The organism is Vibrio sp. KMM 9700 (genome assembly GCF_058545285.1).
The window spans coordinates 1,506,317-1,532,819 of sequence record NZ_CM178589.1; the positions used below are offsets into that span (position 1 = coordinate 1,506,317).

Below are 26,503 nucleotides of genomic sequence, written 5' to 3' on the forward strand. Positions count from 1 at the left end.
AGTTATCGTGGCTAAGATTATTTCAATCGCCAATCAAAAGGGAGGGGTTGGTAAAACGACCACGAGTGTTAACCTTGCTGCTGCATTAGCACAAGCAGGCAAGCGAGTATTACTTATTGATCTTGACCCTCAAGGCAATGCGACAACTTCCTGTGGCATTGATAAGTATGACTTAAACTTGTCTGCTTATGATTTATTGATTGATGAAATGCCCGCAACAGACGTTATATTGGATCTTTCTCCAGATCTTCCAGAGCAAATTACAGGTCGCCTATGTTTATTGCCAGCCAATGGTGATCTGACTGCAGCCGAAGTCAAACTTGCTGAATTTTTTGCCCGTGAAATGCGTCTTAAAAACTCCCTTAGTTCAATTTCTGATGATTATGAATATATTCTCATTGATTGTCCTCCAGCTTTAAACCTCTTAACTGTCAATGCATTATCTGCATCTGATAGTGTTATCATCCCAATGCAGTGCGAATACTTTGCACTTGAAGGGCTAACAGCGCTGATTGATACCATAGACAAGCTTGCGGCTGCGGTGAACCCATCGTTGCAGATTGAAGGCCTTTTACGCACTATGTTTGATGCGCGTAATCGCCTCGCAAATGAGGTATCACAGCAACTTAAAGCGCATTTTCAAGATAAACTCTATCGCACCGTTATCCCTCGTAATGTTCGTTTAGCTGAAGCGCCAAGTCATGGGGTTGCGGCAATTTTTTATGATAAGTATGCATTAGGCTCTAAATCTTATGTTGCGCTCGCGCACGAGCTGATCGCTGCCGACTCTTAATTTATTCGAATCAGTCTTTAGTAAAAGGAAAGTTTTTGATGTCAAAACGTGGTTTAGGAAAAGGTTTAGATGCACTTCTTGCCACCAGCTCGCGTGCGAATGAAAAGCGTCAAGCGATTGCTGACAGCGAAGCGATGTCGATGCAAGGTGAGTTATGCGAGCTAAAAATTAGCCAATTGCGAGCAGGAAAGTATCAACCACGTGTCGATATGCAAGAAGAATCCCTGCAAGAGCTGGCGGATTCTATCCGTTCGCAAGGGATTATTCAGCCAATTATCGTTCGCAAATTAGACAAAAAATCCATAGAAAAATCATTGTCTTGTGATTCAGGACAGACTAATTTAAACTCTGACACAGTTTGTTACGAAATTATCGCGGGTGAACGCCGTTTTCGAGCAGCAAAATTGGCCGGTTTGAAGTATGTTCCTTGCTTGGTAAAAAGTGTTGAAAATAAAGCCGCGATTGCGATGGCGTTAATTGAAAATATTCAGCGTGCTGATTTAAACCCAATCGAGCAATCTAACTCTTTGTTAAGTATAAAAAATGAGTTTGAATTAACCCATCAAGAAGTGGCACAATTAGTAGGTATGTCACGTTCTTCTGTAACTAATTTACTTCGCTTAAACCAACTTGATGACTATGTGAAGAAATGTTTAATTTCCGCCCAAATTGATATGGGTCATGCTAGAGCCTTGGTTTCTCTAACTTCGGAACAGCAAATTGAAATTGCAAAAATTGTTATTGCTAAACAGTTGACAGTTCGCCAAACTGAAACTTTAGTACATAATCGACAAAATCCAACAGAAATTAACCATAAACCAAAAGTGGTTAAGCATGAGTCACTTGAGAAAAAACTGACTAAAATGTTGGGTGCGAAAGTGAAGATTCGTCAGCAAGAAAACGGTAAAACTAAGCTGACAATGGATTTTGATAATCTGCAAGAACTTGAAGCGATGCTTAACACAAAACTGAGTAAAAATTAACTCTGGTGTCTTAATATCGCAAAACAACTAGCAGATTATGAAAAAGGATCGTATTACATCTTTTCTGCTCTAGCATTTTGCTTAGACAAAAGTGTAGTATGTGTTGCACGTGTAACTAGCTTGAAAGCTATATAAGTATTAGGTAATAAAGTTGTTAAAGATTGGTTTATCTCAATGCTTGATCATAGCTTTGCTTAGCTTTGTGATGTTGCATGTGGACAATGAAGTAGCAGCTTGGTCTGTTATCTTCGGGGGGATGGTGTATTGCCTGCCCAATTGGCTGGTAGGTTTGTATTTAAATAAACCTGGCGCTGATTCGGCTGCAAAAGTAGTGATGAAAGCTTATATCGGCTTTGTCTATAAGTTGCTAGTAAGCGTGGCTTTGTTTGTTTATATCTTTAAATTCAAACAAGTACATTTGCTAACATTCTTTTTAGGCTATATCGCAGCTTATGCCGTGCAATGCATGTTGTCATTTGGTATTAATAAACGTAACTGATAGGATATCTAATGGCTGGTACAGGTGAAGCTCTGACTCCTCAGGCTTATATCTCACACCATTTAACAAACCTTTCTGCAGGTTCCGGTTTTTGGACATTTAATATTGACTCACTCGTCATTTCATTTGCACTTGGTGCATTGATGATGTGGGGTCTTTATCGCGTTGCAACAACTGCAACTAGCGGTGTTCCAGGGAAGTTCCAGTGTTTTGTTGAATTGGTCGTGGAATTTGTTGATGCCTCTGTTAAAGATATTTTTCATGGGAAAAATGCATTAGTTGCTCCATTAGCGTTAACTGTCTTCGGATGGGTTTTCCTAATGAACTTAATGGATTTAATTCCTGTTGATTTCCTACCCGCAGCTGCGGCAGGTCTTGGTATTACCCATTTACGTGCGGTTCCAACGGCTGATGTAAGTATTACATTGTCGATGGCAATTGGCGTATTTATCTTGATCTTGTATTACAGCATCAAGATTAAAGGGATCAAAGGCTTTGCTAAAGAATTAGGTTTGCAACCTTTCAACCACTGGGCGTTCATTCCGATCAACCTAGTGCTAGAAGGTGTTACTTTACTTGCAAAACCTGTTTCACTTGGCTTGCGTTTGTTCGGAAATATGTATGCAGGTGAGCTAATTTTCATTCTGATCGCAGCGTTACTACCGTGGTGGTCACAATGGGTACTTTCGCTACCTTGGGCAATTTTCCATATTTTGGTTATTACCCTACAAGCATTTATCTTTATGATTCTGACGATTGTATACCTATCTCAGGCATCGGAAGAGCATTAATCATATCATTTTCTAAGTGTTCAAAATCAAACATTTAGATGATATTAGCAAACTTAAATAATTAACTTAGATAGAAATTGGAGTTATCAATGGAAGCTTTAAACATGGATCTGCTGTACATCGCTGCAGCTATTATGATGGGTCTGGCAGCAATCGGTGCCGCAATCGGTATCGGTATGCTAGGTGGTAAATTCCTAGAAGGTGCAGCTCGCCAACCTGATCTAATCCCTCTTCTACGTACTCAATTCTTCATTGTAATGGGTCTTGTGGATGCGATCCCTATGATCGCCGTAGGTTTAGGCTTGTATGTGATGTTTGCGGTGGCTGGGTAAGTTATTACTTACTTCAGTATTGGTTTTTAATTAGCAAACAAAGGAGAGTGTGCGGTGAATATGAACGCAACTCTGTTAGGTCAAGCGATATCGTTTGTGCTATTTGTGTGGTTCTGCATGAAGTATGTATGGCCGCCACTAATGGCAGCAATCGAGAAACGTCAGAAAGATATTTCTGATGGTTTAGCAGCCGCTGACCGCGCAGCTAAAGACTTAAACCTGGCACAAGCAAACGCTTCTGATAAATTAAAAGAAGCGAAACAAGCAGCCGCTGAAATTATTGATTCAGCGAACAAACGTAAAGGTCAAATCTTAGACGAGGCTCAAACTGAGGCTCAAGCAGAGCGCCAAAAGATCTTAGATCAAGCGCATGCAGAGATTGAAACTGAACGTAATCGTGTTCGTGATGAACTTCGTCAGCAAGTGGCTGTATTGGCTGTCGCCGGTGCAGAGAAAATTCTGGAGCGCTCTATCGATAAGAAAGCGCACCAAGATATTCTTGATGATATTACTGCAAAACTTTAACAAGAGGGGCAGCACATGTCTGATTTGACTACCATAGCACGCCCCTATGCTAAAGCAGCATTTGAGTTTTCGGTTGAGAAGAACGCATTAGACCAATGGTCTGAAATGCTAACTTTTGCAGCCGCTGTTGCAAGCGATGAAACAATGATTAGTCTATTTAATCAATCCTATGCGCCGGAAAAAATGGCAAGCATATTTGTTTCAGTTTGTAGCGAGTTTGATGAGTACGGCAAGAACTTCATTAAAGTTTTAGCCCAAAATGGCCGCCTAAAGGCCCTACCTGATATTCTTGAAGCGTTTATGAAAATGCGCCAAGAGCTTGAGAAAGTGATTGATGTTGAAGTGATTTCAGCGCAAGAGCTAACCTCTGAGCAACAAGAGAAAATCAGTAGCAAACTAGCGACTCGCTTTGACCGAAAAGTGAAGCTGAATTGCAGTGTAGATGCGACTCTACTTAGTGGAGTTATTATTCGAGCCGGAGACTTGATTATCGACGACTCTATGCGCGGCCGTTTAAACCGCCTAAGCGATACATTAAAGTCTTAATGGGGATTGGAGCATGCAACTTAATTCCACAGAAATTAGCGATCTGATCAAACAGCGTATCGAATCTTTCGAAGTTGTTAGTGAAGCACGCAATGAAGGTACAATTGTATCTGTAAGTGATGGTATCATCCGCATCCACGGCTTAGCCGACGTGATGCAAGGTGAAATGATTGAACTACCAGGCGGCCGTTATGCGCTCGCTTTGAACCTTGAGCGTGACTCAGTAGGTGCGGTAGTTATGGGTCCTTATGCCGACCTTCAAGAAGGCATGAAAGTAACAGGTACTGGCCGTATCCTTGAAGTACCTGTAGGTCCTGAATTACTAGGTCGTGTTGTGAACACACTTGGTGAGCCAATCGATGGTAAAGGTCCTATCGAAGCGAAACTGACTTCGCCAATCGAAGTGATTGCACCGGGCGTTATCGCTCGTCAATCAGTTGATCAGCCAGTACAAACTGGTTATAAGTCAGTCGACTCAATGATTCCAATCGGCCGTGGCCAGCGTGAGCTGATCATCGGTGACCGTCAAACTGGTAAAACAGCAATGGCGATCGATGCAATCATTAACCAAAAAGATTCTGGTATTTACTCTATCTATGTTGCGATTGGCCAAAAAGCGTCAACAATTGCAAACGTAGTACGTAAGCTTGAAGAGCACGGTGCACTTGCAAACACTATCGTTGTGGTTGCATCAGCATCTGAATCAGCTGCGCTGCAATATCTTGCGCCATATGCTGGTTGTGCGATGGGTGAATACTTCCGCGACCGCGGTGAAGATGCACTGATTGTTTATGATGATCTATCAAAACAAGCGGTTGCTTATCGTCAGATCTCACTTCTTCTAAAACGTCCACCAGGCCGTGAAGCATTCCCAGGGGATGTTTTCTATCTTCACTCACGTCTACTAGAACGTGCTGCGCGTGTAAACGCTCACTATGTTGAAGAGTTCACGAAAGGTGAAGTGAAAGGTAAAACAGGTTCTTTAACTGCATTGCCTATCATCGAAACTCAAGCGGGTGACGTTTCAGCGTTCGTACCAACCAACGTAATCTCGATCACAGATGGTCAGATCTTCCTACAGACTGAGCTGTTTAATGCCGGCGTACGTCCTGCGGTTGACCCAGGTATCTCTGTATCGCGTGTTGGTGGTAGTGCACAAACGAAAATCATGAAGAAACTTTCTGGTGGTATTCGTACAGCACTTGCACAATATCGTGAATTGGCAGCCTTCTCTCAGTTCTCATCTGACCTAGATGAAGCGACTAAGAAGCAGCTTGACCACGGTGAAAAAGTTACTGAGTTGATGAAGCAAAAGCAATACGCACCTATGTCTGTATTTGATCAATCTATCGTGATCTATGCAGCAGAGCGTAACTATCTTGCTGATGTTGCTTTAAACAAACTAGCAGATTTTGAAGCGGCATTGTTATCTTATGCTCGTTCTAAACATGCTGAGCTTGTGGCTGAAATTAACAAGACTGGCGCATATAACGATGATATCGAAGCGAAACTAAAAGCTTTGATGGATGACTTTGTTGCGACTCAAACTTGGTAATATCCCCAAGTCCATGAATGGAGAATAACAATGGCCGGCGCAAAAGAAATTCGTACTAAAATCAGTAGTGTTAAAAGTACACAAAAGATTACGAAAGCAATGAAAATGGTTGCCGCTTCTAAAATGCGTCGTACGCAAGACGCAATGGAAGCATCGCGACCATATGCTAAGACAATGCGTAAAGTGATCGGTCATGTAGCCAACGCTAACCTTGAGTATAAGCATCCTTATCTTGAGGAACGTGAGGCTAAAAAAGTTGGTTACATCATAGTATCGACTGACCGTGGTTTATGTGGCGGTTTGAACATTAACTTGTTTAAAACTGCCCTAAACGATATGAAATCATGGTCTGAAAAAGGTGCAGGGGTTGAGTTAGCCGTTATTGGCACGAAAGCCACTGCATTCTTTAAACACACTGGTGCTAAAGTTGCAGCGCAAATCTCAGGTCTTGGGGATAACCCTAGCCTTGAAGCGCTCATCGGTAGTGTCGGTGTGATGCTTAAGAAATACGATGAAGGCGAACTAGATCGCCTTTACGTAGTTTCAAATAAGTTTGTCAATACTATGGTTCAAGAACCAAAGATCGATCAATTGCTACCTTTGCCAAAATCAGATGACGAAGACATGCAGCGTGTTCACTCATGGGATTATCTCTATGAGCCAGAGCCAAAGCAGCTTCTTGATACTCTGTTGATTCGCTATGTTGAATCACAAGTTTATCAAGGTGTTGTGGAGAATCTCGCATGCGAAATGGCGGCGCGTATGATTGCAATGCAAGCGGCGACAGACAATGCGAGTAACCTGATTGATGATTTAGAACTTGTGTATAACAAAGCCCGTCAAACGGCGATTACGCAAGAACTATCTGAAATCGTTTCAGGTGCAGCAGCGGTTTAGTTTTAGTTTTTCGCTTAGGTAAATTAATAAGTTTAGAGGATTAACGATGGCTACAGGTAAGATCGTACAGATCATCGGTGCAGTAGTCGACGTAGAATTTCCACAAGACAGTGTACCTCGTGTATACGATGCCCTAAATGTTGCAGGCATCGAGAGCCGTTTGGTTCTTGAAGTTCAACAACAACTAGGTGGTGGTGTAGTTCGTACCATCGCTATGGGTAGTTCTGATGGTTTACGTCGTGGTTTGGAAGTATCAAACACAGGTGCTCCAATCTCAGTTCCAGTAGGTAAGCAAACCCTAGGTCGTATTATGAACGTACTAGGTGACGCGATTGATGAGCGTGGTGATGTAGGTGCAGAGGAAACTTATGCCATTCACCGTGCAGCGCCAAGCTATGAAGAGCAGTCAAATGCGACTGAACTTCTAGAGACAGGTGTTAAAGTTATCGACTTGATTTGTCCATTTGCTAAAGGTGGTAAAATCGGTTTGTTCGGTGGTGCCGGTGTAGGTAAAACCGTAAACATGATGGAACTTATCAACAACATCGCACTTCAGCACTCAGGTCTGTCTGTGTTTGCTGGTGTTGGTGAGCGTACTCGTGAAGGTAATGACTTCTACTATGAGATGCAGGAAGCAGGTGTTGTAAACATCGAAAATCCTGAAGAATCTAAAGTAGCAATGGTTTATGGCCAGATGAACGAGCCACCAGGTAACCGTCTACGTGTTGCACTAACAGGTCTAACTATGGCGGAGAAATTCCGTGATGAAGGCCGTGACGTACTGCTATTTATCGATAACATCTATCGTTATACCCTAGCAGGGACAGAAGTATCAGCACTTCTAGGTCGTATGCCATCTGCGGTAGGTTATCAGCCAACACTTGCAGAAGAAATGGGTGTGCTTCAAGAACGTATTACATCAACTCGTACTGGCTCGATCACATCGGTTCAGGCGGTTTATGTACCTGCGGATGACTTGACTGACCCATCTCCAGCAACAACATTTGCGCACTTGGATGCAACGGTTGTACTTAGCCGTAACATCGCTGCTATGGGTCTATACCCTGCAATCGACCCACTAGACTCAACATCTCGTATGCTTGATCCACTAGTGGTTGGTCAAGAGCACTATGACATTGCACAAAACGTTCAAACTACATTGCAACGCTATAAAGAACTTAAAGATATCATTGCAATCCTAGGTATGGACGAATTATCTGAAGAAGATAAGCAAGTTGTATCTCGTGCACGTAAGATTGAGCGTTTCCTAACTCAACCTTATCACGTTGCGGAAGTCTTTACTGGCGACCCAGGTATCTATGTTCCACTTAAAGATACTCTGCGCAGCTTTAAAGGCCTACTTGCTGGTGAATACGATGATATTCCAGAGCAAGCCTTCATGTACTGCGGTAGCATTGAAGACGCAATCGAGAAAGCGAAGAAGCTATAAGGCTTTTTGAGGAGGCAATATGGCAATGACCTTTCACCTAGACGTAGTAAGTGCTGAAGGCAAATTATTTGCTGGCACGGTTGAGTCTTTCATGGTGACCGGTAGCGAAGGTGAACTGGGTATCCACCCTGGACACGCTCCGCTTCTCAGTGCGATAAAGCCGGGTATGGTGCGTATTACTAAACAACATGGCGAAGAAGAAATCGTTTATGTGTCTGGTGGTATGCTTGAGGTTCAGCCGGGAACGGCGACCGTTCTAGCTGATACTGCAATCCGTGGTCAAGACCTAGATGCAGCGAAAGCAGAAGAAGCGAAACGCAAAGCTGAGGAGAATATCCAGAATCAGCATGGCGATATCGACTATGCCCAAGCGACAAGTGATTTGGCGAAAGCCCTTGCACAGCTTCGAGTGATCGAGCTAACCAAGCAATTGCATCGTCGTTAAGCAACGCGCAAAGAAAAGACAAAGGGCAGCCCAAGTGGTTGCCTTTTTTGTTACCTGTTGTTTATTTGTATATAAGTTAAATAATTGTTATTTGCATAGAAATCTTTTGACAAGTGAAACTGTGACGTAAATACTAGTATAAGAATGTAACAAGTTATTTACATGTTTAAGCAGTTGATATTTATCTCGGCTGAGATAGGTATTATTCATAATAAGCGTTAGCACGCGTCAATAGGATGACATTATGCGAATCATTGGACTACTCTTAGGCCTTCTCGGCCTTATTCTTACTATCGGAGGAGGTTATCTCGCCAGTCTTGGCGGTTCGATAGCTTACCTTGGGATAGGTCTTATTTGGCTAATTACTAGCTTTCTTATCTTTCGTCAAAAAAATGCCAGCGCCTACCTTATCTATGCTTTAGGTCTAGCGGCAACTTTAATTTGGGCATATACCGAAGTCGGTCTCGACTGGTGGCCACTTGCTGCGCGCACAGGTTTACCGCTTATTTTCGGTCTTGCGCTATTTATTGGCTATAAAAAAGCCAGCTCTGTTTCTATTTCTGCTCTGGGCCTTATCGTTGCGATTGGCGCAGTTGCTGTACTTGGCTCTATTTTCCTTGATCAACATAAGATTGAAGGTGAGCTAAATACCACAGTGCGCAATAGCTCGCCTGATCTAGGCAATACTTATGGTCATGAATGGTCAAGCTATGGCGGCACCAACTATGGACAACGTTTCTCGCCATTAACTCAAATCACGCCAGACAATGCATCTGAGCTTGAGCTTGCTTGGCAAATCCAAACGGGCGATGTGAAAGGGCCAAAAGATGTAGGTGAAACCACATATCAAGCGACGCCACTTAAACTTGGCAATACGCTGTATATCTGTACGCCGCATAACTGGGTCGTAGCGCTTGATGCAGACACAGGTGAAAAGCGTTGGATCTTTGATGCGAAAGTGCCAGCAGAAAGTCAGCGTCAGCACCAAACTTGCCGTGGGGTGTCTTTCTACCCAGGATCTTCTAGCGCACAAGATTTTGAACTGACCACTGCGGACACGCCAAACCTAGCGACGCAAGATCTTGCGCCAGTGCAATGTGATGCCAAACTTTACCTGCCAACATCGGATGCACGTTTAATTGCTATCGATCCAAAAACAGGTGCACGTTGTGAAGAGTTTGCTAAAAATGGTGAACTCGACTTAATGCAGCACATGCCTTATACCCAATCAGGTTATTACTACTCAACCTCACCACCTGTCGTTTCAAATGGCATTATCGTGGTTGCTGGTGCGGTTAATGATAACTATGACATCAACTCGCCATCAGGGGTTATCCGCGGCTTTGATGCGACAACTGGTGAGCTAAAATGGAACTGGGATAGTGCTAACCCGGATAAAACTGCGCCGCTAACAGGTGATGAAGTTTACGCAGTAAGCTCACCTAATAGCTGGTCGGTTGCAAGCGCCGATGAAAAACTAGGCCTTGTGTATTTACCTATGGGTAACCGCACGCCAGACCAACTGGGTATGTATCGTAACGAAGCCGAAGAGAAGTATTCAAGCTCTGTGGTTGCGTTAGATATTCATACAGGTAAAGCGCGTTGGGTGCAGCAATTCGTGCACCATGACTTATGGGATATGGATACGCCTGCGCAACCAACTCTTGTTGATTTAAATACTGACAAAGGGCTTGAGCCTGCACTGGTTGTGCCAACCAAGCAAGGTGATGTCTATGTGCTTAACCGTGAAACTGGCGAGCCTATCTTAGATATTACTGAAGAGAGCGCGCCACAAGGCGCAATGGAAGGTGACTTTACTTCGCCAACTCAACCAAGCTCAGCATTAAGCTTTAACCCACCCGCGCTGACTGAAAAAGACATGTGGGGCGCAAGCTTGATTGATCAAATGATCTGTCGTATCGAGTTTAATAAACTGCGTTATGAAGGTCGTTATACGCCACCATCAAAAGAAGGCTCAATCGTTTATCCGGGTAACTTTGGTGTCTTTAACTGGGGCGGTATTGCGGTTGATCCTAAACGTCAGGTGATGTTTGGCATGCCGCTAAATCTTGCCTTTATCTCAACGGTTGTGGATAAAGAAGATGAGAAGTTTAAGACTGCAGAAACCAACCTTGGTGAGCATGGTTTAAGTGAAAACAAAGGCGCGCCTTATGCGGTTGAGCTAAAACCTTTCCTATCGCCAATTGGTGTGCCTTGCCAAGCGCCACCTTGGGGCTATGTCGCGGGTGCAGACTTAACCACTGGTGAGATTGCATGGAAACATAAAAACGGTACTGTGCATGATATGACGCCGCTACCTATTCCATTTAAGATGGGTGTTCCTGGCATTGGTGGTCCAATCATCACTGATTCTGGCGTTGTCTTTATGGGCGCATCAGTAGATAACTATCTACGTGCTTATGATCTCACATCAGGGGAAGAGTTATGGAAAGGTCGCCTGCCAGCAGGTGGACAAGCTACCCCAATGACTTATCTGAACTCACAAGGTGAGCAAATGGTAGTGATTGTGGCTGGTGGTCATGGCTCTATCGGCACTGATATTGGCGATTATGTGCTTGCCTTTAAACTTAAGAAATAACAAAAAATCACTAGATAGCTAAAACCAAATAGCTAAAAAACGAAAGCCCCGCTTTCACTCAGTCTGCCGTCAGGCACAGGAGTTGAAGTGGGGCTTTTTACTATATACAGTTTTTAAGCTTCAAGGATGAAGGGTATTTATTTACCGATACAGAAAGATGAGAAGATGCGCCCAAGTAAATCATCCGAGCTAAACTCACCTGTGATTTCGTTGAGATGCTGCTGCGCGATGCGAAGCTCTTCTGCCAAGATCTCGCCAGCCATATATCCTTCAAGCTGCTCTTTGCCGATTTCTAAATGAGTGGCTGCTTGTTCAAGCGCTTCTAAGTGACGACGTCGAGCCATAAAGCTGCCTTCACTGCCACCAGCAAAGCCCATACATTCTTTTAAGTGCTCACGCAGCGCTTCAACACCTTCACCTGTTTTCGCTGACAGTCGGATAAGAGTCGGGTTGTTGACATGGCAAATGCCAAGCGTTTCACCTGTTTGATCGGCTTTATTGCGGATCACTGTCATGCCGATATCTTCTGGCAGGCGATCAACAAAATCAGGCCAAATTTCACGCGGATCGGTTGCATCGGTAGTCGTGCCATCAACCATAAATAAGACGCGATCAGCTTGCTCAATTTCTTCCCATGCACGCTCGATACCGATTTTTTCAACTTCATCTGAAGCTTCTCGTAAACCTGCAGTATCAATAATATGCAGCGGCATGCCGTCAATATGAATATGCTCACGTAATACGTCACGAGTCGTACCTGCAATGTCTGTGACGATCGCAGATTCTTTACCAGACAAAGCATTTAACAGGCTAGATTTACCTGCATTTGGGCGGCCAGCAATGACTACTTTCATGCCTTCACGAATAATCGCACCTTGGTTCGCTTCACGACGTACCGCAGCTAAGTTGTCGATAATCGCATTTAGATCGCCACCAACTTTGCCATCGGATAAGAAGTCGATTTCTTCTTCAGGAAAATCAATTGCAGCTTCCACATAAATGCGTAGCGCAATCACGGACTCCACTAAGCTATGAATACGGTTTGAAAATTCACCTTGAAGCGAGTTTAAGGCTGATTTGGCGGCTTCTTCTGAGCTAGCTTCAATCAGGTCGGCAATCGCTTCAGCTTGCGCAAGGTCGATTTTGTCATTTAAGAAAGCGCGCTCAGAGAACTCACCGGCGCGGGCTGCACGCACGCCATCAATTTTTAGGATACGTTTGATCAGCATGTCCATCACGACAGGGCCACCGTGTCCTTGAAGTTCAAGTACGTCTTCGCCAGTAAAGGAATGTGGGTTAGGGAAGTATAGCGCTATCCCTTGATCCAGTTGTTTGTTGTGCTCATCCATAAAAGGCAGGTAATGTGCATAACGTGGTTTGATGCTTTGACCGAGAACTTGCTGCGCGACTAAGTCTGCGAGTTTACCAGAGACGCGAATGATCCCTACACCACCACGGCCGGGCGCTGTTGCTTGAGCGACGATTGTATCTGACATATTTTAACCTAGAGAATTATGGAGTCTTTTTAATATTGTAACTTAGTTTTGTGCCGAGATAATAGGTATATATCGACTCCGCAAAGGCGTTCAAGCCATCCATGGGCACTTTATTCGGCACATCCATGTGCCTCAGACCTTTGCTTCGCTGATATATATCCTATTATCTTTGTAAGTAAATCCTGAGAATAAAAAAACGACCACCAAGCTTGATGATCGTTTTTAGATTTTACTCAGAAAAGAGCTTAATTAGCTTTTGCTAGCTTTTCTTCGTATGTAAGCCTTTCTTCTCAAGCCCTTTATAAATAAGAGTTTGTTGGATAAGAGTTACAATGTTAGATACCAACCAGTATAGAACTAGACCAGATGGGAACCATAGGAAGAAGAAAGTAAACATGACAGGCATAAATGTCATGATCTTCTGCTGCATAGGATCCGTTACTGTTGTTGGGCTCATGCGTTGGATGAAGAACATAGTCACACCCATAAGCAATGGCAATACATAGTAAGGGTCTTGCGCTGATAAATCTTGAATCCAACCGAAGAATGGCGCGTGACGCAATTCAACCGATTCCATCAATGACCAGTATAGTGCGATGAAGATAGGCATTTGTAGGAAGATAGGTAAACAGCCACCAAGTGGGTTTACTTTTTCTTTCTTATACATTTCCATCATTTCTTGGCTAATACGTTGACGGTCATCACCTAGACGTTCACGCATCGCAGCAATCTTAGGTTGCAGCATACGCATTTTCGCCATTGAGGTGTATTGCGCGCGTGTTAGTGGGTACATAGCACCACGAACGATAAAGGTTAGCATCATGATAGAGAAGCCCCAGTTACCCACAATAGAGTGAATAAATGAAAGCAGCATGTGCAGTGGTTTTGCGATAAACCATAACCAACCGTAGTCAACAGAAAGCTCTAAGTGCTCTGCTGTTGCAGCCATTTGATCTTGAAGTTTAGGACCGACCCAAAGCGTTGCTTTGATTTGGCCATCAGCGCCATCAGCAACTTGGATGTTTGGTAGGCGAATACCGATGTCAGCAAGGTTTGAACCAACAGTACGCGAGTAAATGGTTGTATTCGGCGCTTGACGTGGGATCCATGCAGAAGCGAAATAGTGCTGAATCATACCAGCCCAACCTTCACCATCTTTTAATTGGATGTTAAGGCCTTTTTCTTGCATGTCGTCAAAGCTATATTTTTTATAGCGAGTGTCTTCGCTTGAGTAAGCACCACCACGGTAAGTTGGCATAGCTAGGTTGCCGCCGTCATCAAGAATGTTTTGACGAAGGTGAGCATACATACCAACTTGCGCTGTTTTACCAGAGTTGTTTTTCACGTCATAGCTAACGTCAACCGCGTAGTTGTCGCGTTTTAGCGTGAAAGTCTTGGTATATTCGATGCCATCTTTAGTGTAAGTCATAGGGATCACAAGTGAATCTTGACCATCTGCTAAATTAAACTCGGTTTGAGCCACTTGATAAGTTGGACGCTCAGAGCTTGATACATCCACACCTTGAGGACCAACTAAACCACTTTGCGCAATGAAAGTGTGATCAGGTTGGTTTTTAAGAAGGATGAAGGGGTCTTTAGAATCAAGCGTGTTGTTATATTGATTTAGCTTAGCTTCAATAATATCACCACCCACAGGATTGATCGAAAGCGTCAATACGTCAGTGTTTACAGTGATAAGATTTTGCGAGGCAGTTGTTGCTGGTGCCTCAGATGAGCCTAGTGGATCTAAGCTATTATTGTTATTGCCATCCGAAGGAAGACTTGTGTCTTGCTGTGTTTGCTGCACACTCGCTTGTGGTGTTGGTTCAACATCCTTTGTGCTCCACGCTTGGAACAAAAGGAAAGAAACAAACACGAAAGCGATTAACAGGATATTGCGTTGAGAATCCATTGTTATTTATCTCTATCGTTTTTATTAGGCTTAGGTGGGACAGGGTCATATCCACCAGCATGTAAAGGATGACATTTTAATAGACGTTTGCCAGATAACCAACACCCTTTTACAAAACCGTGCTCTTTTATTGCTTCAATCGCATATTCAGAACATGATGGTGTAAATCGACACTTAGGACCGAGAATGGGGCTAATTACTCCACGATAGAAGTAAACCAAGCCGATAGCTAACCACGATAGGGGCGAGATAGGCGCTGCCATAATTTATCAAATAGCTCAAAAATTTCTTCATTGCTCAAATCTTGCGCGCTTTTTTTCGCGATCACAACAAAATCTTTATTTGGCAGTTGATGCTGATGCAAACGGAAACTCTCACGAGCAAGACGTTTAAATCTGTTGCGGCCAACGGCGGTTTTGATTTGTTTTTTGGGAACGGCTAATCCAAGGCGAGGATGAGAAAGCGTGTTGTTTCGGGCAATAATGGTGAAATGAGGAGAGCCTGCTCTGTGAGCCTGCTGGAAGACATGTTGATAATGTTCGGGAGTTAACAAACGTAACTCCCGATTAAATGTACACTTAATCAAAATAATCTAGATTATTTTGAAAGGCGCTTACGGCCTTTTGCACGACGTGCATTAATTACTTTACGACCGTTCTTAGTCGCCATGCGTGAACGGAAACCGTGACTACGCTTGCGCTTTAGAACCGAAGGTTGAAAAGTACGTTTCATGTTAATTACCTTTACTGATCAGTAGTTTATAGGTTCTTTGCATCTTAAAGATGAAGAATAAACTCTAGCTCAAGCTAAAACTTATTCAGCCAACTTTAAGCAAAGAGGCGGAATTGTAATCATTGACGAGCGATTAGTCAACGATTACATGTATAAATATGGGTGCGAATTATACTCAAATTAAGATCAAGTGCAATGATCCTTGAGGATCTTTTATATATTCATGTTCTCAACGGCAGTTGTCACGCCCACTTGATTAAGAAATTGTTTGAGTTTTTCACTCTTTGGCGTCTCAAAAATATCTTGCGCCGATCCTTGTTCGACAATCACGCCATCTGCCATATAAATGACGCGGTCAGCCACTTCACGAGCAAATTGCATTTCATGGGTGACCACTAGCATAGTTTGGTGATCTTGCGCGAGGCGCTTCATTAATGCCAGCACTTCACCAACCCATTGCGGGTCAAGCGCAGAGGTTGGTTCATCAAAGAGCAGCAGCTCAGGCTCAAAAGCCATGGCGCGACCAATGCCAACACGTTGCTGCTGACCACCTGAAAGCGCAGCAGGGTAGCTATCGCCTTTATCCCCAAGACCTATGCTTTCTAAAATCGTCTGCGCCTTAGCAAGGGCTTTAGCTTTCTCCCAACCGCGCACCGTGACTAAGCCTTCAGCAATGTTTTGACGCGCTGTTAAGTGAGCAAACAAAGCATAGTTTTGAAAGACAAAGCCTGTTTTACGGCGCAGCTCAAGGATATCTGGGCGATTGGTCTTATTTGGTTTGACGCTGCTGCAATCCACACTGCTGCCAGCGATATCAATCACGCCTTGATCAGCCGTTTCTAAGAAATTAATGCAGCGCAAAAGGGTGGATTTACCTGTGCCGCTGGAACCAATCACGACAATAATTTCACCCTTTTTGATTTCAAGATCTATGCCTTTTAATACTTGGGTATTAGCAAATGATTTGTGGATGTTTTGAATCTTGATCATCGGGTATAGGCCTTATTTAGTTTTTTCTCTGCTTGGTTTTGCACTTGTGTCATCACAATCACGATAAACCAGTAAATTAATGCCACAGCAAGGAAGGCTTCGAAGAACTTAAAGCTCGATGAGGCTTCTTTTTGCGCCGATGCCATAATTTCTGTCACCCCTAAGGTGAAAGCAAGCGAAGTCGATTTCAAAAGGTCGATAAAGTAGTTAACTAAAGAAGGTAGTGCAACGCGACTTGCTTGCGGCAAGATAATTCGGCGCATCGCCTGCATTTGGTTCATACCAACAGAAAGACTGGCTTCCATTTGGCTGCGATCGATTCCTAAAATAGAGGCGCGAATACTTTCAGCCATATAAGAAGCAAAGTGCAGCGTCAGGCCAATCACGGCTGCGCTAAAGGCATCAATCCCAGTAAAGATTGGGAAAATTTGTGGTAAGCCATAATAAAGTAGGAACATTTGCACCAGTAAAGGCGTGCCACGGAAAAAGCTTATATAGACTTGGCAAGCTTGGTCTAGTACTGGCAGTTTGGCGACTCGGATCATCGCAATGATGAGCGCTAAAATTAAAGCAAACACGCCGCCTAAAATTGCCATGGAGATAGTTGTCCCTAAATACGGTAACAGATAGGGAAATAACGCGATCATGTAGTTAAAATCGAAATTCATAGAGTTATTTTACTTTTATATTAAGTGATGTGCTGCTTTGGTTATGCTTAGTTATTCCACAAAGACGCTCAAGTCATCCATGAGCGCTATCACTTGCACATCCCTGCACAAGTAATCTTTGTTCCATAATCTAAGCACACCCAATGCCGATAAAGAAGATTATATAACAAAAAAACCCACTACTACGAGTGGGCTTAGAATTAAACATATATTGATGTGAAATTACTTCTTGGTCACGTCCATGCCAAACCACTTCTCAGAGATTTTAGCTAAGGTACCGTCTTCACGCATCGCATCTAATGTTTGATTGGTCATGTTACGCAGTTGCTCACCTTTTTCATTTTTAAGGAAAGGCCAAGCATTTTCAATAACTTCAAAAGGTTCGCCAGCAAGTTGCAGTGGCAAGCCTGATTTCTTAATACGCGTTAGGGCTGAGATTCTATCCATCACGAACGCATCAGAGCGGCCCAAAACAACATCTTGCTCAATCCCAGTGTCATAAGTTTTGATATCGATTTTGTTATCTTTATCATACGCACGAAGCACTTTTTCAAAGTTAGAGCCAAGGTTTACGGCAACAGTTTTACCAGCTAGATCATCCACAGACTTGATTGAATCATTGCCTTTTTTAACAGTGATTTGCACCCCATCAACCACATAAGGTTCTGAGAAGTAATATTTATCTGTACGCTCTTTAGTAATAGAGATTTGGTTTGAAATGGTATCGATACGGCCCGTTTCTAGAAGACCAAAAAGTCCTGAGAAGTTCGCAGTCGTATATTCAACTTTGATATCGTTACGCTTTGCGATTTCATCCCAAAGGTCAACTTCAAAGCCTTGTAGCTTACCCATTTCTTGATAAGTAAAAGGATAATAAGTGCCAGACATACCCACTTTAATTTCTTTAGGTAGCGATGAATCAGCTTCTGCTGCATTCACAGCGCCTGAGATACCAAAGGCTAGGATGCTTGCGCTTAAAATTTGGGTAAAAAGTTTTTTCATAAATATATCCTCTTAAATCTTTTGCGTATGATAAGCGAAATCTATTTTGCACCTTAATAACTATAAGTTATTACATATAACATATACTCTTCATCCTTGAAATTGTAGCTTCGTTAGCTGCGCTGAGTCGCCCTAGTCACATATTTTTATATGTTCCCAGGGTCTCATCAACTTGCTGCCTTGCTACACCTCCAATGATTTTGAGTATTAAACAGAAAAAGACAGTTCTTTTGCGTTTAAATTGCGACAAAGATCTCTGGGGATAAGTTTTATCATATTCACATATTTGAGCTTGGATCTTAATACTTTTGGGGAAAAGCGATCGTTTTTTAAGGATATCCTGAGGAATAAACGCGGATCTTGGCTTAAAACTGTGAATAAGTCGGTTCTAAATGCATTTTTTTGAGATCAATTGCTGGAGATCCTGAATTTAAAGATGTAGAATTGATCTTCTTTGATCATTTCTTATATGGGGTTTTTCGTGTCATCTTCACTTTGGTTGCAATGTTCGCAACGTCTCCAAGAAGAGCTGCCAGCGACAGAATTTAGTATGTGGGTTCGACCACTTCAAGCTGAGCTTAGCGATAATACCTTAACCCTATTTGCGCCGAATCGATTTGTCTTGGATTGGGTGAAAGATAAATATTTACACCTGATTACCGAAAACTTAGGCAAATTAAGTGGTAATGATATTCCTAACTTACGTTTTGAAGTTGGGAGCAAACCTACGTCTGCACCTGCGCCAAAAGCTAGACCTACGCTTGAGCCAAGCTCAAACATGTCAGCGCCAGCAGCACCACGTCAAATGCCAATGGGCAACAACGCGAATAATGCAAATAATAAAGCTGATCAAGCATCATCTTTTATGCGTAACCATAATTCTAAGGTGAACCCTAAGCATAAGTTTAAAAACTTTGTTGAAGGTAAATCTAACCAACTTGGTCTCGCAGCAGCAAGGCAAGTAGCAGATAACCCTGGTGTTTCTTATAATCCATTATTCTTATATGGCGGTACTGGCTTAGGTAAAACCCACTTGTTGCATGCGATTGGCAATGCGATTGTGGACAATAACCCGAATGCCCAAATTGCTTATATGCACTCAGAGCGCTTTGTTCAAGATATAGTCAAAGCGACTTATGAAGGCACGATGGAAGATCTTAAGCGTTATTACCGCGGCCTAGATGCACTTTTGATTGATGATATTCAATTCTTTGCCGGGAAAGATAAGACCCAAGAAGAGTTTTTCCATACTTTCAATGCGTTGCTTGAAGGTAATAAGCAAATTATCTTAACTTCGGACTGCTATCCAAAAGAAATTAACGGCGTGGAAGAGCGCTTGAAATCTCGCTTTGGCTGGGGCTTAACGGTTGCGATTGAACCGCCTGAGCTTGAAACACGCGTCGCGATTTTGATGAAAAAAGCTGAAGAGCATCAAATCACTTTAGCCGATGAAGTCGCTTTCTTTATCGCTAAGCGTCTACGTTCTAACGTACGTGAGCTTGAAGGTGCATTGAATCGCGTGATTGCGAATGCTAACTTTACTGGTCGCTCAATTACGATTGATTTCGTGCGTGAAGCTCTGCGTGATTTACTTGCGCTGCAAGAAAAGCTAGTAACAATTGATAATATTCAAAAAACAGTTGCTGAGTATTATAAAATCAAAGTTGCAGATCTCTTATCTAAGCGTCGCTCACGCAGTGTCGCGCGTCCAAGACAACTGGCGATGGCTTTATCGAAAGAGCTTACCAACCATAGTTTGCCAGAGATTGGTGATGCCTTTGGTGGTCGCGATCACACGACGGTTTTACATGCGTGTCGCAAAATCAAAGAATTAAGAGAAGAAAGTCATGATATTAAAGAAGATTATTCTAACTTGATTCGTACTTTATCTTCATAAAATTAAGCGTTTCTACGCTGAGCTTGCACAAGGATGTGGAGCAAAATTTAACTTTTTCGGCTGGGTTATTTTATATCCCTCAAAAAGCCCATTTTTCCTGTCAATAATCTCCAAGTTCGCACGCTAAGAGTAGTAAACAAAGGCCATTTTAAGGTATAATCGAGACTCATTTTTTCGAGTTCTATTATTTGAGTTTACTATGAAATTTACGATCCCACGTAGCCAACTTTTAAAACCTCTACAACAAGTTTCTGGTGCTTTAGGTAGCCGCTCAACACTACCTATTTTAAGCAACTTATTGCTTGAAGTGACCCAAGATCACCTCCTTATCACAGCAACCGATCTAGAAGTTGAACTCGTATGTAAACTTGAACTTAATGCAGACTGTGAAACCGGTAGTGTCACAGTACCATCACGTAAGTTTGTCGATATTTGCCGCGGCTTACCAGACAGCGCCGAGATTTCTGTTGAATTAACTGGTGATCGTCTAATGATGAAATCAGGTCGCAGCCGTTTTTCTCTGGCAACTTTACCAGCCAATGACTTTCCAAATATCGAAGATTGGCAAAGTGATAGCAATTTTTCTCTGCCACAAAGCGAATTACGCCGCTTAATCGAGAAAACGCAATTCTCAATGGCAAACCAAGACGTACGTTATTATTTAAACGGCATGTTGTTTGAGATTGAAAACGACAAGTTGCGCAGTGTTGCCACCGATGGGCACCGTATGTCTGTCGCAGAAACTAGCATTGCTGAGCCACTTGAAGCAAAACAAGTGATTGTGCCACGTAAGGGCGTGTTAGAGTTGATGAAACTTCTTGAACAGCCTGATGAGCAAGTTGAAATTCAAATCGGCCAATCCAACATTCGCGCTAATGTGAACCAATTTACCTTCACATCTAAGTTAGTTGATGGTCGCTTCCCTGATTATCGTCGCGTTATGCCGCAAACGACAACCAAGACTTTAGTCGCAGATTGCGATGTCTTACGTCAATCTTTTTCACGTGCTGCAATTTTATCGAATGAAAAATTCAGAGGCGTGCGCGTCAATTTAGATGGCAGCTTAATGCGCATCACGGCGAATAACCCAGAGCAAGAAGAAGCAGAAGAAGTGTTAGATGTTGAATTTGAAGGCGAAGCGCTGGAAATCGGCTTTAACGTGAGCTATGTGCTAGATGTTTTAAACACCTTGAAGTGTGAGTCGGTGCGTTTTTCTATGTCGGATGCCAACGCGAGTGCCTTGATTGAAAATACTCAAGACGACTCAGCCATGTATGTGGTGATGCCGATCCGATTATAATCAAATGTCGTTAACTCGTTTAATGGTGCAAAACTTTCGCAATATTCAAAGTTGCGATTTAGCATTATCTCCAAGTTTTAACTTTCTTGTGGGCGCCAACGGTAGCGGCAAAACAAGTTTGCTCGAAGCTATTTATATGTTGGCACACGGGCGCTCATTTAAAAGCTCTTTAACTGGGCGAGTGATCCAAAATGACGCATCTGAGTTGGTGGTACATGCAAGGCTACAAGGCGCTAAATTTGGCGATGTAACATTGGATGATTTACCGCTTGGGCTTAAAAAACAACGCGATGGCCAAACCGAAGTTAAAATTGCAGGTCAAGGTGGACAAAAGGTTTCGCAATTGGCACAAGTATTGCCTTTGCAATTAATTCATACCGAAGGTTTTGAGTTATTGACTGAAGGCCCTAAGTTTCGCCGTGCTTTTATTGATTGGGGCGTGTTTCATACCCAGCCACAATTTTTTGAAGCTTGGAATCGCTTTCGCCGTTTAATGAAGCAGCGCAATGCGTTATTAAAAACGGCGCAGAGTTATCAAGAGCTTAAATATTGGGATCTTGAATTAGCTAAATTGGCGGAAGATATTGCGTACTGGCGTCAAGAATATGTATCTGAGTTGACGCCTTTTATTGAGCAAATTGTGCAAGATTTTTTGCCAGAATTTGAATTGAAAATTGGGATTTATCAAGGCTGGACAAAAGATATTCCCTATCAAGAAATACTCGAAAAGAATTTTGAAAGAGACAGGCAGCTCGGTTTTACATTTAGTGGACCAAATAAAGCTGATCTTAGGTTAAAAATAAACGCAACTCCAATTGAGGATGTGTTATCGCGTGGGCAGCTCAAGCTAATGGTTTGTGCGCTACGACTTGCGCAAGGCGGGCATTTTCATCAAGTCACAGGTCGAGATTGTATTTACTTGATTGATGACTTTGCCTCAGAGTTAGACGAAATGCGTCGCCAGTGTTTAAGTGATTACTTACTCAAAGCACAGGCACAGGTTTTTATTAGTGCTATTACGCGCGAGCAGGTTGCTCAGATTCAATGCGAAAATAGTAAGCTATTTTATGTCGATCATGGCAAAATAGCACAAGGATAATTTAAGGCGAGATAGAGTTCATGTCGAATAACGATTCTACAAATCAAGCGGCTAACCCCGCTGCTGAAAATAGCTATGATTCTTCAAGTATCAAGGTATTAAAAGGTCTCGACGCAGTACGTAAGCGTCCGGGCATGTACATAGGTGATACAGATGATGGTACCGGCCTACACCACATGGTGTTTGAGGTCGTGGATAACTCAATCGATGAGGCTTTAGCCGGTCATTGTAATGATATTATCGTCACTATTCATGAAGATAACTCTGTTTCAGTTAGCGATGACGGTCGTGGTATTCCAACTGAAATGCACGAAGAAGAAGGTGTTTCAGCGGCAGAAGTTATTATGACTGTCCTTCACGCCGGTGGTAAGTTCGATGATAACTCTTATAAAGTATCAGGCGGCCTGCACGGTGTTGGTGTTTCGGTTGTAAACGCACTGTCTGAGAAAGTTGAGCTAACCATTAAACGTGGTGGTCATATTTATCAACAAACTTATCGTCACGGTGAACCTCAAGCGCCACTTGCAGTGATTGGTGATACACAAGAAACAGGGACTAAAATCCGTTTCTGGCCAAGCGAAGAAACTTTCACTAACGTTACCTTTGTTTATGACATCTTAGCGAAGCGCCTACGTGAACTCTCTTTCCTAAACTCTGGCGTCTCTATCAAGTTAAATGATGAGCGTGAAGCGGATAAATCTGATCACTTCATGTATGAAGGTGGTATCCGTGCATTCGTTGAGCACTTAAACCGCAACAAAACGCCAATTCACCAAAAAGTTTTCTATTTTGATAACACGCGTGAAGAAGACGGCATTACAGTTGAAGTTGCCATGCAGTGGAACGACGGTTTCCAAGAAGGCGTTTACTGCTTTACCAACAACATCCCACAACGTGATGGCGGAACGCACTTAGCTGGTTTTCGCTCTGCATTAACTCGTACTTTAAACACCTTTATGGATAAAGAGGGTTATTCGAAGAAAGCCAAAGCTGCAACGTCGGGTGATGATGCGCGTGAAGGTCTAACTGCTGTTGTATCAGTGAAAGTGCCTGATCCTAAATTCTCAAGCCAAACCAAAGACAAGCTAGTTTCATCAGAAGTGAAATCTGCGGTTGAATCAGCAATGAACGAGCGTTTATCTGAGTTCTTAGTTGAGAATCCAAATGAAGCGAAAATCGTTTGTGGCAAGATTATCGATGCGGCGCGCGCACGTGAAGCGGCACGTAAAGCTCGCGAAATGACTCGTCGTAAAGGCGCATTAGACTTAGCTGGTCTGCCGGGTAAACTTGCAGATTGCCAAGAAAAAGATCCTGCGCTTTCTGAACTATACATAGTGGAAGGGGACTCAGCGGGCGGTAGTGCGAAGCAAGGCCGTAACCGTAAGAACCAAGCTATCTTGCCGCTTAAAGGTAAGATCCTAAACGTTGAAAAAGCACGTTTTGATAAAATGCTGTCTTCACAAGAAGTGGCAACCCTTATCACAGCATTAGGTTGTGGTATCGGACGTGATGAATATAACCCAGACAAACTGCGTTATCACAACATCATCATCATGACGGATGCCGACGTCGATGGTTCGCACATTCGTACGCTACTATTGACCTTCTTCTACCGTCAAATGCCTGAGCTTATTGAGCGCGGTTATATCTATATCGCTCAGCCACCACTTTATAAAGTGAAAAAAGGCAAGCAAGAGCAATATATTAAAGATGAAGATGCGATGGAGCGTTATCAAACTGCGTTGGCGGTTGAAAATGCTGCGCTGCATGTAACAGCGGATGCGCCAGCGATTTCTGGTGAAGCGCTTGAAAACCTTGTGACTCAGTATAACGAAGGCATGAAGCTAGTGAACCGTATGAGCCGTCGTTACCCATATGCGATGATCCGTGAGTTCATCTATATGCCACGCCTAACTGCTGAAATGTGCCATGATGAAGCCCAAGTGAAAGTTTGGGGTGAGCGCATGGTCGAGCAGCTCAATGCGAAAGAAGTTGGTGCGAGCCAATACAGCTTAGAAATTGAGAAGCATGCTGACCTTGAGATTAACCTAGTGAAGCTTGTGGTCCGTACCCATGGCGTGATGCATGAGTATCTGATCTCACTTGATTTGCTTAACTCTCGCGAATACAAGAAACTAGCTGATTTATCTGAGACTTTAAATGATTTATTAGGCGAAGGCGCATTCATCAAACGTGGTGAACGTACGCAAGCTGTGAGTCACTTTGAAGATGCGCTCGCATGGTTAATGCGTGAATCACGCCGTGGTCTATCGCTACAGCGCTACAAAGGTCTAGGTGAGATGAACCCAGATCAGCTTTGGGAAACCACTATGGATCCTGAAACCCGTCGTATGATGCAAGTAACCATTGATGATGCTGTAGCATCGGATGAGTTATTTACCACGCTAATGGGTGACCAAGTTGAGCCGCGTCGTAAGTTTATCGAAGATAATGCCTTACGTGTCGCAAACTTGGATGTTTAAGCTAAGTTTTTCTAAAAGAAATAAATAGTTAAACCCGATATAAATAAAGTCTTGGTATGATGGAAATTCATCCCAAGGCTTTTTTTTGTGCTAAATTTAAGTAAGCGGGATAAAGAATATAGGCAAATTTACACTACTGCTTGATATGTCGAGAGATAAAAAAAGCACAACACCTGTGAGAGGGATTGTGCTTTTTAGAAGAGCAAGTCATTAAGCTGCAACTGCTGCTTTTTGCAGTCTTGTTTGCACTTGTGGTGCAAGCTTAGTTTCTACGCTTAAATTCGCTTGTGTGCTTGATTGAACCAGATTTGTTTCAGTCAAGCTAGAGCGTTTTGGTGCAGAAACTGCGTTTGAACGACGAGCACAGCTACGAGCGGTAAATGATCTTGATGGTGTTGGGCGCATACATATCTCTAAAAATTGTTGCGCATCTCCGTTGCTCTGTAAAACTGATCGACAGGTGTTTAGTTAAAGCTAGACTTTAAATAAAAAACACTGTATTCCTTAGTGTTGATCAGCTGCGATTAAAATATCGACAAGACTTATTATAGTGTGCTTTATTTATTTGATCGAGTAATTTGACGGTTTTTTACACAAAAAAATACGCTGTTTTATTTCAGTGGTTTATACAGCAGGAGGCAATATGTCATTTATCAAAAAAACCTTAGCAAGCTTTGGCATTGGCGCAGCAAGGGTTGATACCATCTTAAAACATGACGCCTTAGTGCCTGGCCAATCCTTGCATGTTGATGTGCATGTTTATGGAGGGGCGAGCGCGCAGCAGATAGATAACATTGAGATGAAGCTCTGCTGTCAATATTTAGCTGAAGTTACCAATCAAGAAAATCGCCCAAATCCAAGTGCTAAAGTTAAAGAGATTTATGTTCTTGCCAGTTGGGAGTTACCTTATGCGTTTGAAATTAAGCCAGGTGAAGACAAGGTTTTCCCTGTTGATTTAGAAGTGCCATGGAACACTCCGACTACTGTTGGCGACTCTGAAGTATGGTTAGAAACTGGCCTAGATATAGCCAATGCACTCGACCCTAAAGATAAGGATATGCTGACAGTGCGCCCTGATCCGCTATTTGATGGGGTATTGACTGCGCTTGAAGATGAAGGCTTACGAATTCGCCAAGTAGAATGTGAAGCGGCGACAGGCTTTGAACTGCCGTTTGTCCAAGAGTTTGAGTTTGTACCTGTAGAAGGTATATTTTTAGGTCGTTGGCGTCATCTTGAGATGATTGCTTACCGTAGTAACGAGAGCTTAGAGCTATGGTTTGAAATTGATCGGGAAAGACTTGGCGATCAAGGTTTGATGGCTAGTTTAGTCGGGCTCGGAAAGCTGAAGCGCCAATTAAAAATACTGGCTAACGAAGATCCCCAATCAGCAGGTAAAAGGGTTTTGAGTTATTTAGACGAGACATCAGCTTAATTTTAATTTCTTGATATATGCTTGAAGCTGCTGTAAAGACAAACAGCAGCTTCAATCTATTGGTTTTAAAGTTACTT

The 26,503-nt window shown here is 42.9% G+C and carries 26 protein-coding genes; 17 read left to right on the top strand and 9 right to left on the bottom strand.

Annotated features, from left to right (window positions below):
- The first annotated feature begins 7 nt into the window (after positions 1–7).
- The 12 genes from AC2VOY_RS06720 (at position 8) to AC2VOY_RS06775 (ending at position 11,415) form a co-directional block, all read left to right on the top strand.
- Complete coding sequence (locus tag AC2VOY_RS06720) at positions 8–793, top strand: ParA family protein (protein WP_491830515.1); 786 nt, start codon at positions 8–10, stop codon at positions 791–793.
- A 38-nt stretch (positions 794–831) separates the two neighbouring features.
- Positions 832–1,776 carry a ParB/RepB/Spo0J family partition protein gene (locus AC2VOY_RS06725; protein WP_491830516.1) on the top strand — a complete coding sequence of 315 codons (945 nt, stop codon included), beginning with the start codon at positions 832–834 and terminating at the stop codon, positions 1,774–1,776.
- Positions 1,777–1,927: 151 nt separating this feature from the next.
- Positions 1,928–2,275: an ATP synthase subunit I gene (locus AC2VOY_RS06730; RefSeq protein ID WP_491830518.1), complete on the top strand. Its 348-nt coding sequence runs from the start codon at positions 1,928–1,930 to the stop codon at positions 2,273–2,275.
- Between the two features lie 11 nt (positions 2,276–2,286).
- Positions 2,287–3,066 carry a F0F1 ATP synthase subunit A gene (gene atpB / locus AC2VOY_RS06735; RefSeq protein ID WP_491830519.1) on the top strand — a complete coding sequence of 260 codons (780 nt, stop codon included), beginning with the start codon at positions 2,287–2,289 and terminating at the stop codon, positions 3,064–3,066.
- A gap of 89 nt (positions 3,067–3,155) precedes the next feature.
- Positions 3,156–3,398, top strand: a complete 243-nt coding sequence (atpE, locus tag AC2VOY_RS06740; RefSeq protein ID WP_491830520.1) for a F0F1 ATP synthase subunit C — start codon at positions 3,156–3,158, stop codon at positions 3,396–3,398.
- 54 nt (positions 3,399–3,452) lie between these two features.
- A complete protein-coding gene (atpF, locus tag AC2VOY_RS06745; RefSeq protein WP_491830521.1) occupies positions 3,453–3,923 on the top strand; it encodes a F0F1 ATP synthase subunit B in 471 nt (156 codons plus the stop codon).
- Between the two features lie 15 nt (positions 3,924–3,938).
- Positions 3,939–4,469 carry a F0F1 ATP synthase subunit delta gene (gene atpH / locus AC2VOY_RS06750; protein ID WP_491830522.1) on the top strand — a complete coding sequence of 177 codons (531 nt, stop codon included), beginning with the start codon at positions 3,939–3,941 and terminating at the stop codon, positions 4,467–4,469.
- A 13-nt stretch (positions 4,470–4,482) separates the two neighbouring features.
- A complete protein-coding gene (gene atpA / locus AC2VOY_RS06755; protein WP_491830523.1) occupies positions 4,483–6,024 on the top strand; it encodes a F0F1 ATP synthase subunit alpha in 1,542 nt (513 codons plus the stop codon).
- Between the two features lie 30 nt (positions 6,025–6,054).
- Entirely contained in the window at positions 6,055–6,921 is an 867-nt protein-coding gene (atpG, locus tag AC2VOY_RS06760) for a F0F1 ATP synthase subunit gamma (RefSeq protein ID WP_491830524.1), read from the top strand.
- A 46-nt stretch (positions 6,922–6,967) separates the two neighbouring features.
- A complete protein-coding gene (gene atpD / locus AC2VOY_RS06765) occupies positions 6,968–8,371 on the top strand; it encodes a F0F1 ATP synthase subunit beta (RefSeq protein WP_491830525.1) in 1,404 nt (467 codons plus the stop codon).
- Positions 8,372–8,390: 19 nt separating this feature from the next.
- Positions 8,391–8,816 carry a F0F1 ATP synthase subunit epsilon gene (locus tag AC2VOY_RS06770; protein WP_491830526.1) on the top strand — a complete coding sequence of 142 codons (426 nt, stop codon included), beginning with the start codon at positions 8,391–8,393 and terminating at the stop codon, positions 8,814–8,816.
- 244 nt (positions 8,817–9,060) lie between these two features.
- Positions 9,061–11,415: a glucose/quinate/shikimate family membrane-bound PQQ-dependent dehydrogenase gene (locus AC2VOY_RS06775; RefSeq protein ID WP_491830527.1), complete on the top strand. Its 2,355-nt coding sequence runs from the start codon at positions 9,061–9,063 to the stop codon at positions 11,413–11,415.
- A 137-nt stretch (positions 11,416–11,552) separates the two neighbouring features.
- Here the strand turns inward: AC2VOY_RS06775 and mnmE are convergent, their stop codons facing one another.
- From mnmE to AC2VOY_RS06815, 8 genes are all read right to left on the bottom strand, one after another.
- Positions 11,553–12,911, bottom strand: coding sequence for a tRNA uridine-5-carboxymethylaminomethyl(34) synthesis GTPase MnmE (gene mnmE, locus AC2VOY_RS06780; RefSeq protein WP_491830528.1), 1,359 nt, complete (start codon positions 12,909–12,911; stop codon positions 11,553–11,555).
- A 259-nt stretch (positions 12,912–13,170) separates the two neighbouring features.
- On the bottom strand, positions 13,171–14,823 hold the full coding sequence (gene yidC / locus AC2VOY_RS06785) for a membrane protein insertase YidC (RefSeq protein ID WP_491830529.1): 1,653 nt from the start codon (positions 14,821–14,823) through the stop codon (positions 13,171–13,173).
- 2 nt (positions 14,824–14,825) lie between these two features.
- On the bottom strand, positions 14,826–15,086 hold the full coding sequence (gene yidD, locus AC2VOY_RS06790) for a membrane protein insertion efficiency factor YidD (RefSeq protein WP_491830530.1): 261 nt from the start codon (positions 15,084–15,086) through the stop codon (positions 14,826–14,828).
- On the bottom strand, positions 15,053–15,376 hold the full coding sequence (gene rnpA / locus AC2VOY_RS06795) for a ribonuclease P protein component (protein ID WP_491830531.1): 324 nt from the start codon (positions 15,374–15,376) through the stop codon (positions 15,053–15,055). Before rnpA ends, yidD begins: the two co-directional genes overlap by 34 nt.
- Before the next feature lie 44 nt (positions 15,377–15,420).
- Positions 15,421–15,555, bottom strand: coding sequence for a 50S ribosomal protein L34 (rpmH, locus tag AC2VOY_RS06800; protein WP_491830532.1), 135 nt, complete (start codon positions 15,553–15,555; stop codon positions 15,421–15,423).
- 213 nt (positions 15,556–15,768) lie between these two features.
- The gene (locus AC2VOY_RS06805; protein WP_491830533.1) at positions 15,769–16,545 is read right to left on the bottom strand and encodes an amino acid ABC transporter ATP-binding protein; all 777 of its coding nucleotides are present in this window, start codon (positions 16,543–16,545) and stop codon (positions 15,769–15,771) included.
- A complete protein-coding gene (locus AC2VOY_RS06810; RefSeq protein ID WP_491830535.1) occupies positions 16,542–17,213 on the bottom strand; it encodes an amino acid ABC transporter permease in 672 nt (223 codons plus the stop codon). Before AC2VOY_RS06810 ends, AC2VOY_RS06805 begins: the two co-directional genes overlap by 4 nt.
- Positions 17,214–17,435: 222 nt before the next feature.
- Positions 17,436–18,215 (bottom strand): amino acid ABC transporter substrate-binding protein, encoded by a 780-nt coding sequence (locus tag AC2VOY_RS06815; protein ID WP_491830536.1) that lies wholly within the window; start codon positions 18,213–18,215, stop codon positions 17,436–17,438.
- Positions 18,216–18,696: 481 nt separating this feature from the next.
- On the opposite strand from AC2VOY_RS06815, the gene dnaA reads away from it, so the two are divergent.
- The 4 genes from dnaA to gyrB all read left to right on the top strand — a co-directional run bounded on the left by dnaA (position 18,697) and on the right by gyrB (position 24,994).
- Positions 18,697–20,112 (top strand): chromosomal replication initiator protein DnaA, encoded by a 1,416-nt coding sequence (dnaA, locus tag AC2VOY_RS06820; protein WP_491830537.1) that lies wholly within the window; start codon positions 18,697–18,699, stop codon positions 20,110–20,112.
- A 199-nt stretch (positions 20,113–20,311) separates the two neighbouring features.
- Positions 20,312–21,412 carry a DNA polymerase III subunit beta gene (dnaN, locus tag AC2VOY_RS06825; RefSeq protein WP_491830538.1) on the top strand — a complete coding sequence of 367 codons (1,101 nt, stop codon included), beginning with the start codon at positions 20,312–20,314 and terminating at the stop codon, positions 21,410–21,412.
- A 4-nt stretch (positions 21,413–21,416) separates the two neighbouring features.
- A complete protein-coding gene (gene recF / locus AC2VOY_RS06830; protein WP_491830539.1) occupies positions 21,417–22,511 on the top strand; it encodes a DNA replication/repair protein RecF in 1,095 nt (364 codons plus the stop codon).
- 20 nt (positions 22,512–22,531) lie between these two features.
- Positions 22,532–24,994, top strand: coding sequence for a DNA topoisomerase (ATP-hydrolyzing) subunit B (gene gyrB / locus AC2VOY_RS06835; RefSeq protein WP_491830541.1), 2,463 nt, complete (start codon positions 22,532–22,534; stop codon positions 24,992–24,994).
- A 210-nt stretch (positions 24,995–25,204) separates the two neighbouring features.
- Here the strand turns inward: gyrB and AC2VOY_RS06840 are convergent, their stop codons facing one another.
- The gene (locus tag AC2VOY_RS06840) at positions 25,205–25,399 is read right to left on the bottom strand and encodes a hypothetical protein (RefSeq protein WP_491830542.1); all 195 of its coding nucleotides are present in this window, start codon (positions 25,397–25,399) and stop codon (positions 25,205–25,207) included.
- 238 nt (positions 25,400–25,637) lie between these two features.
- Here AC2VOY_RS06840 and AC2VOY_RS06845 point away from each other — a divergent pair, with 238 nt between their 5' ends.
- On the top strand, positions 25,638–26,426 hold the full coding sequence (locus AC2VOY_RS06845; RefSeq protein ID WP_491830543.1) for a sporulation protein: 789 nt from the start codon (positions 25,638–25,640) through the stop codon (positions 26,424–26,426).
- Positions 26,427–26,503 lie beyond the last annotated feature (77 nt).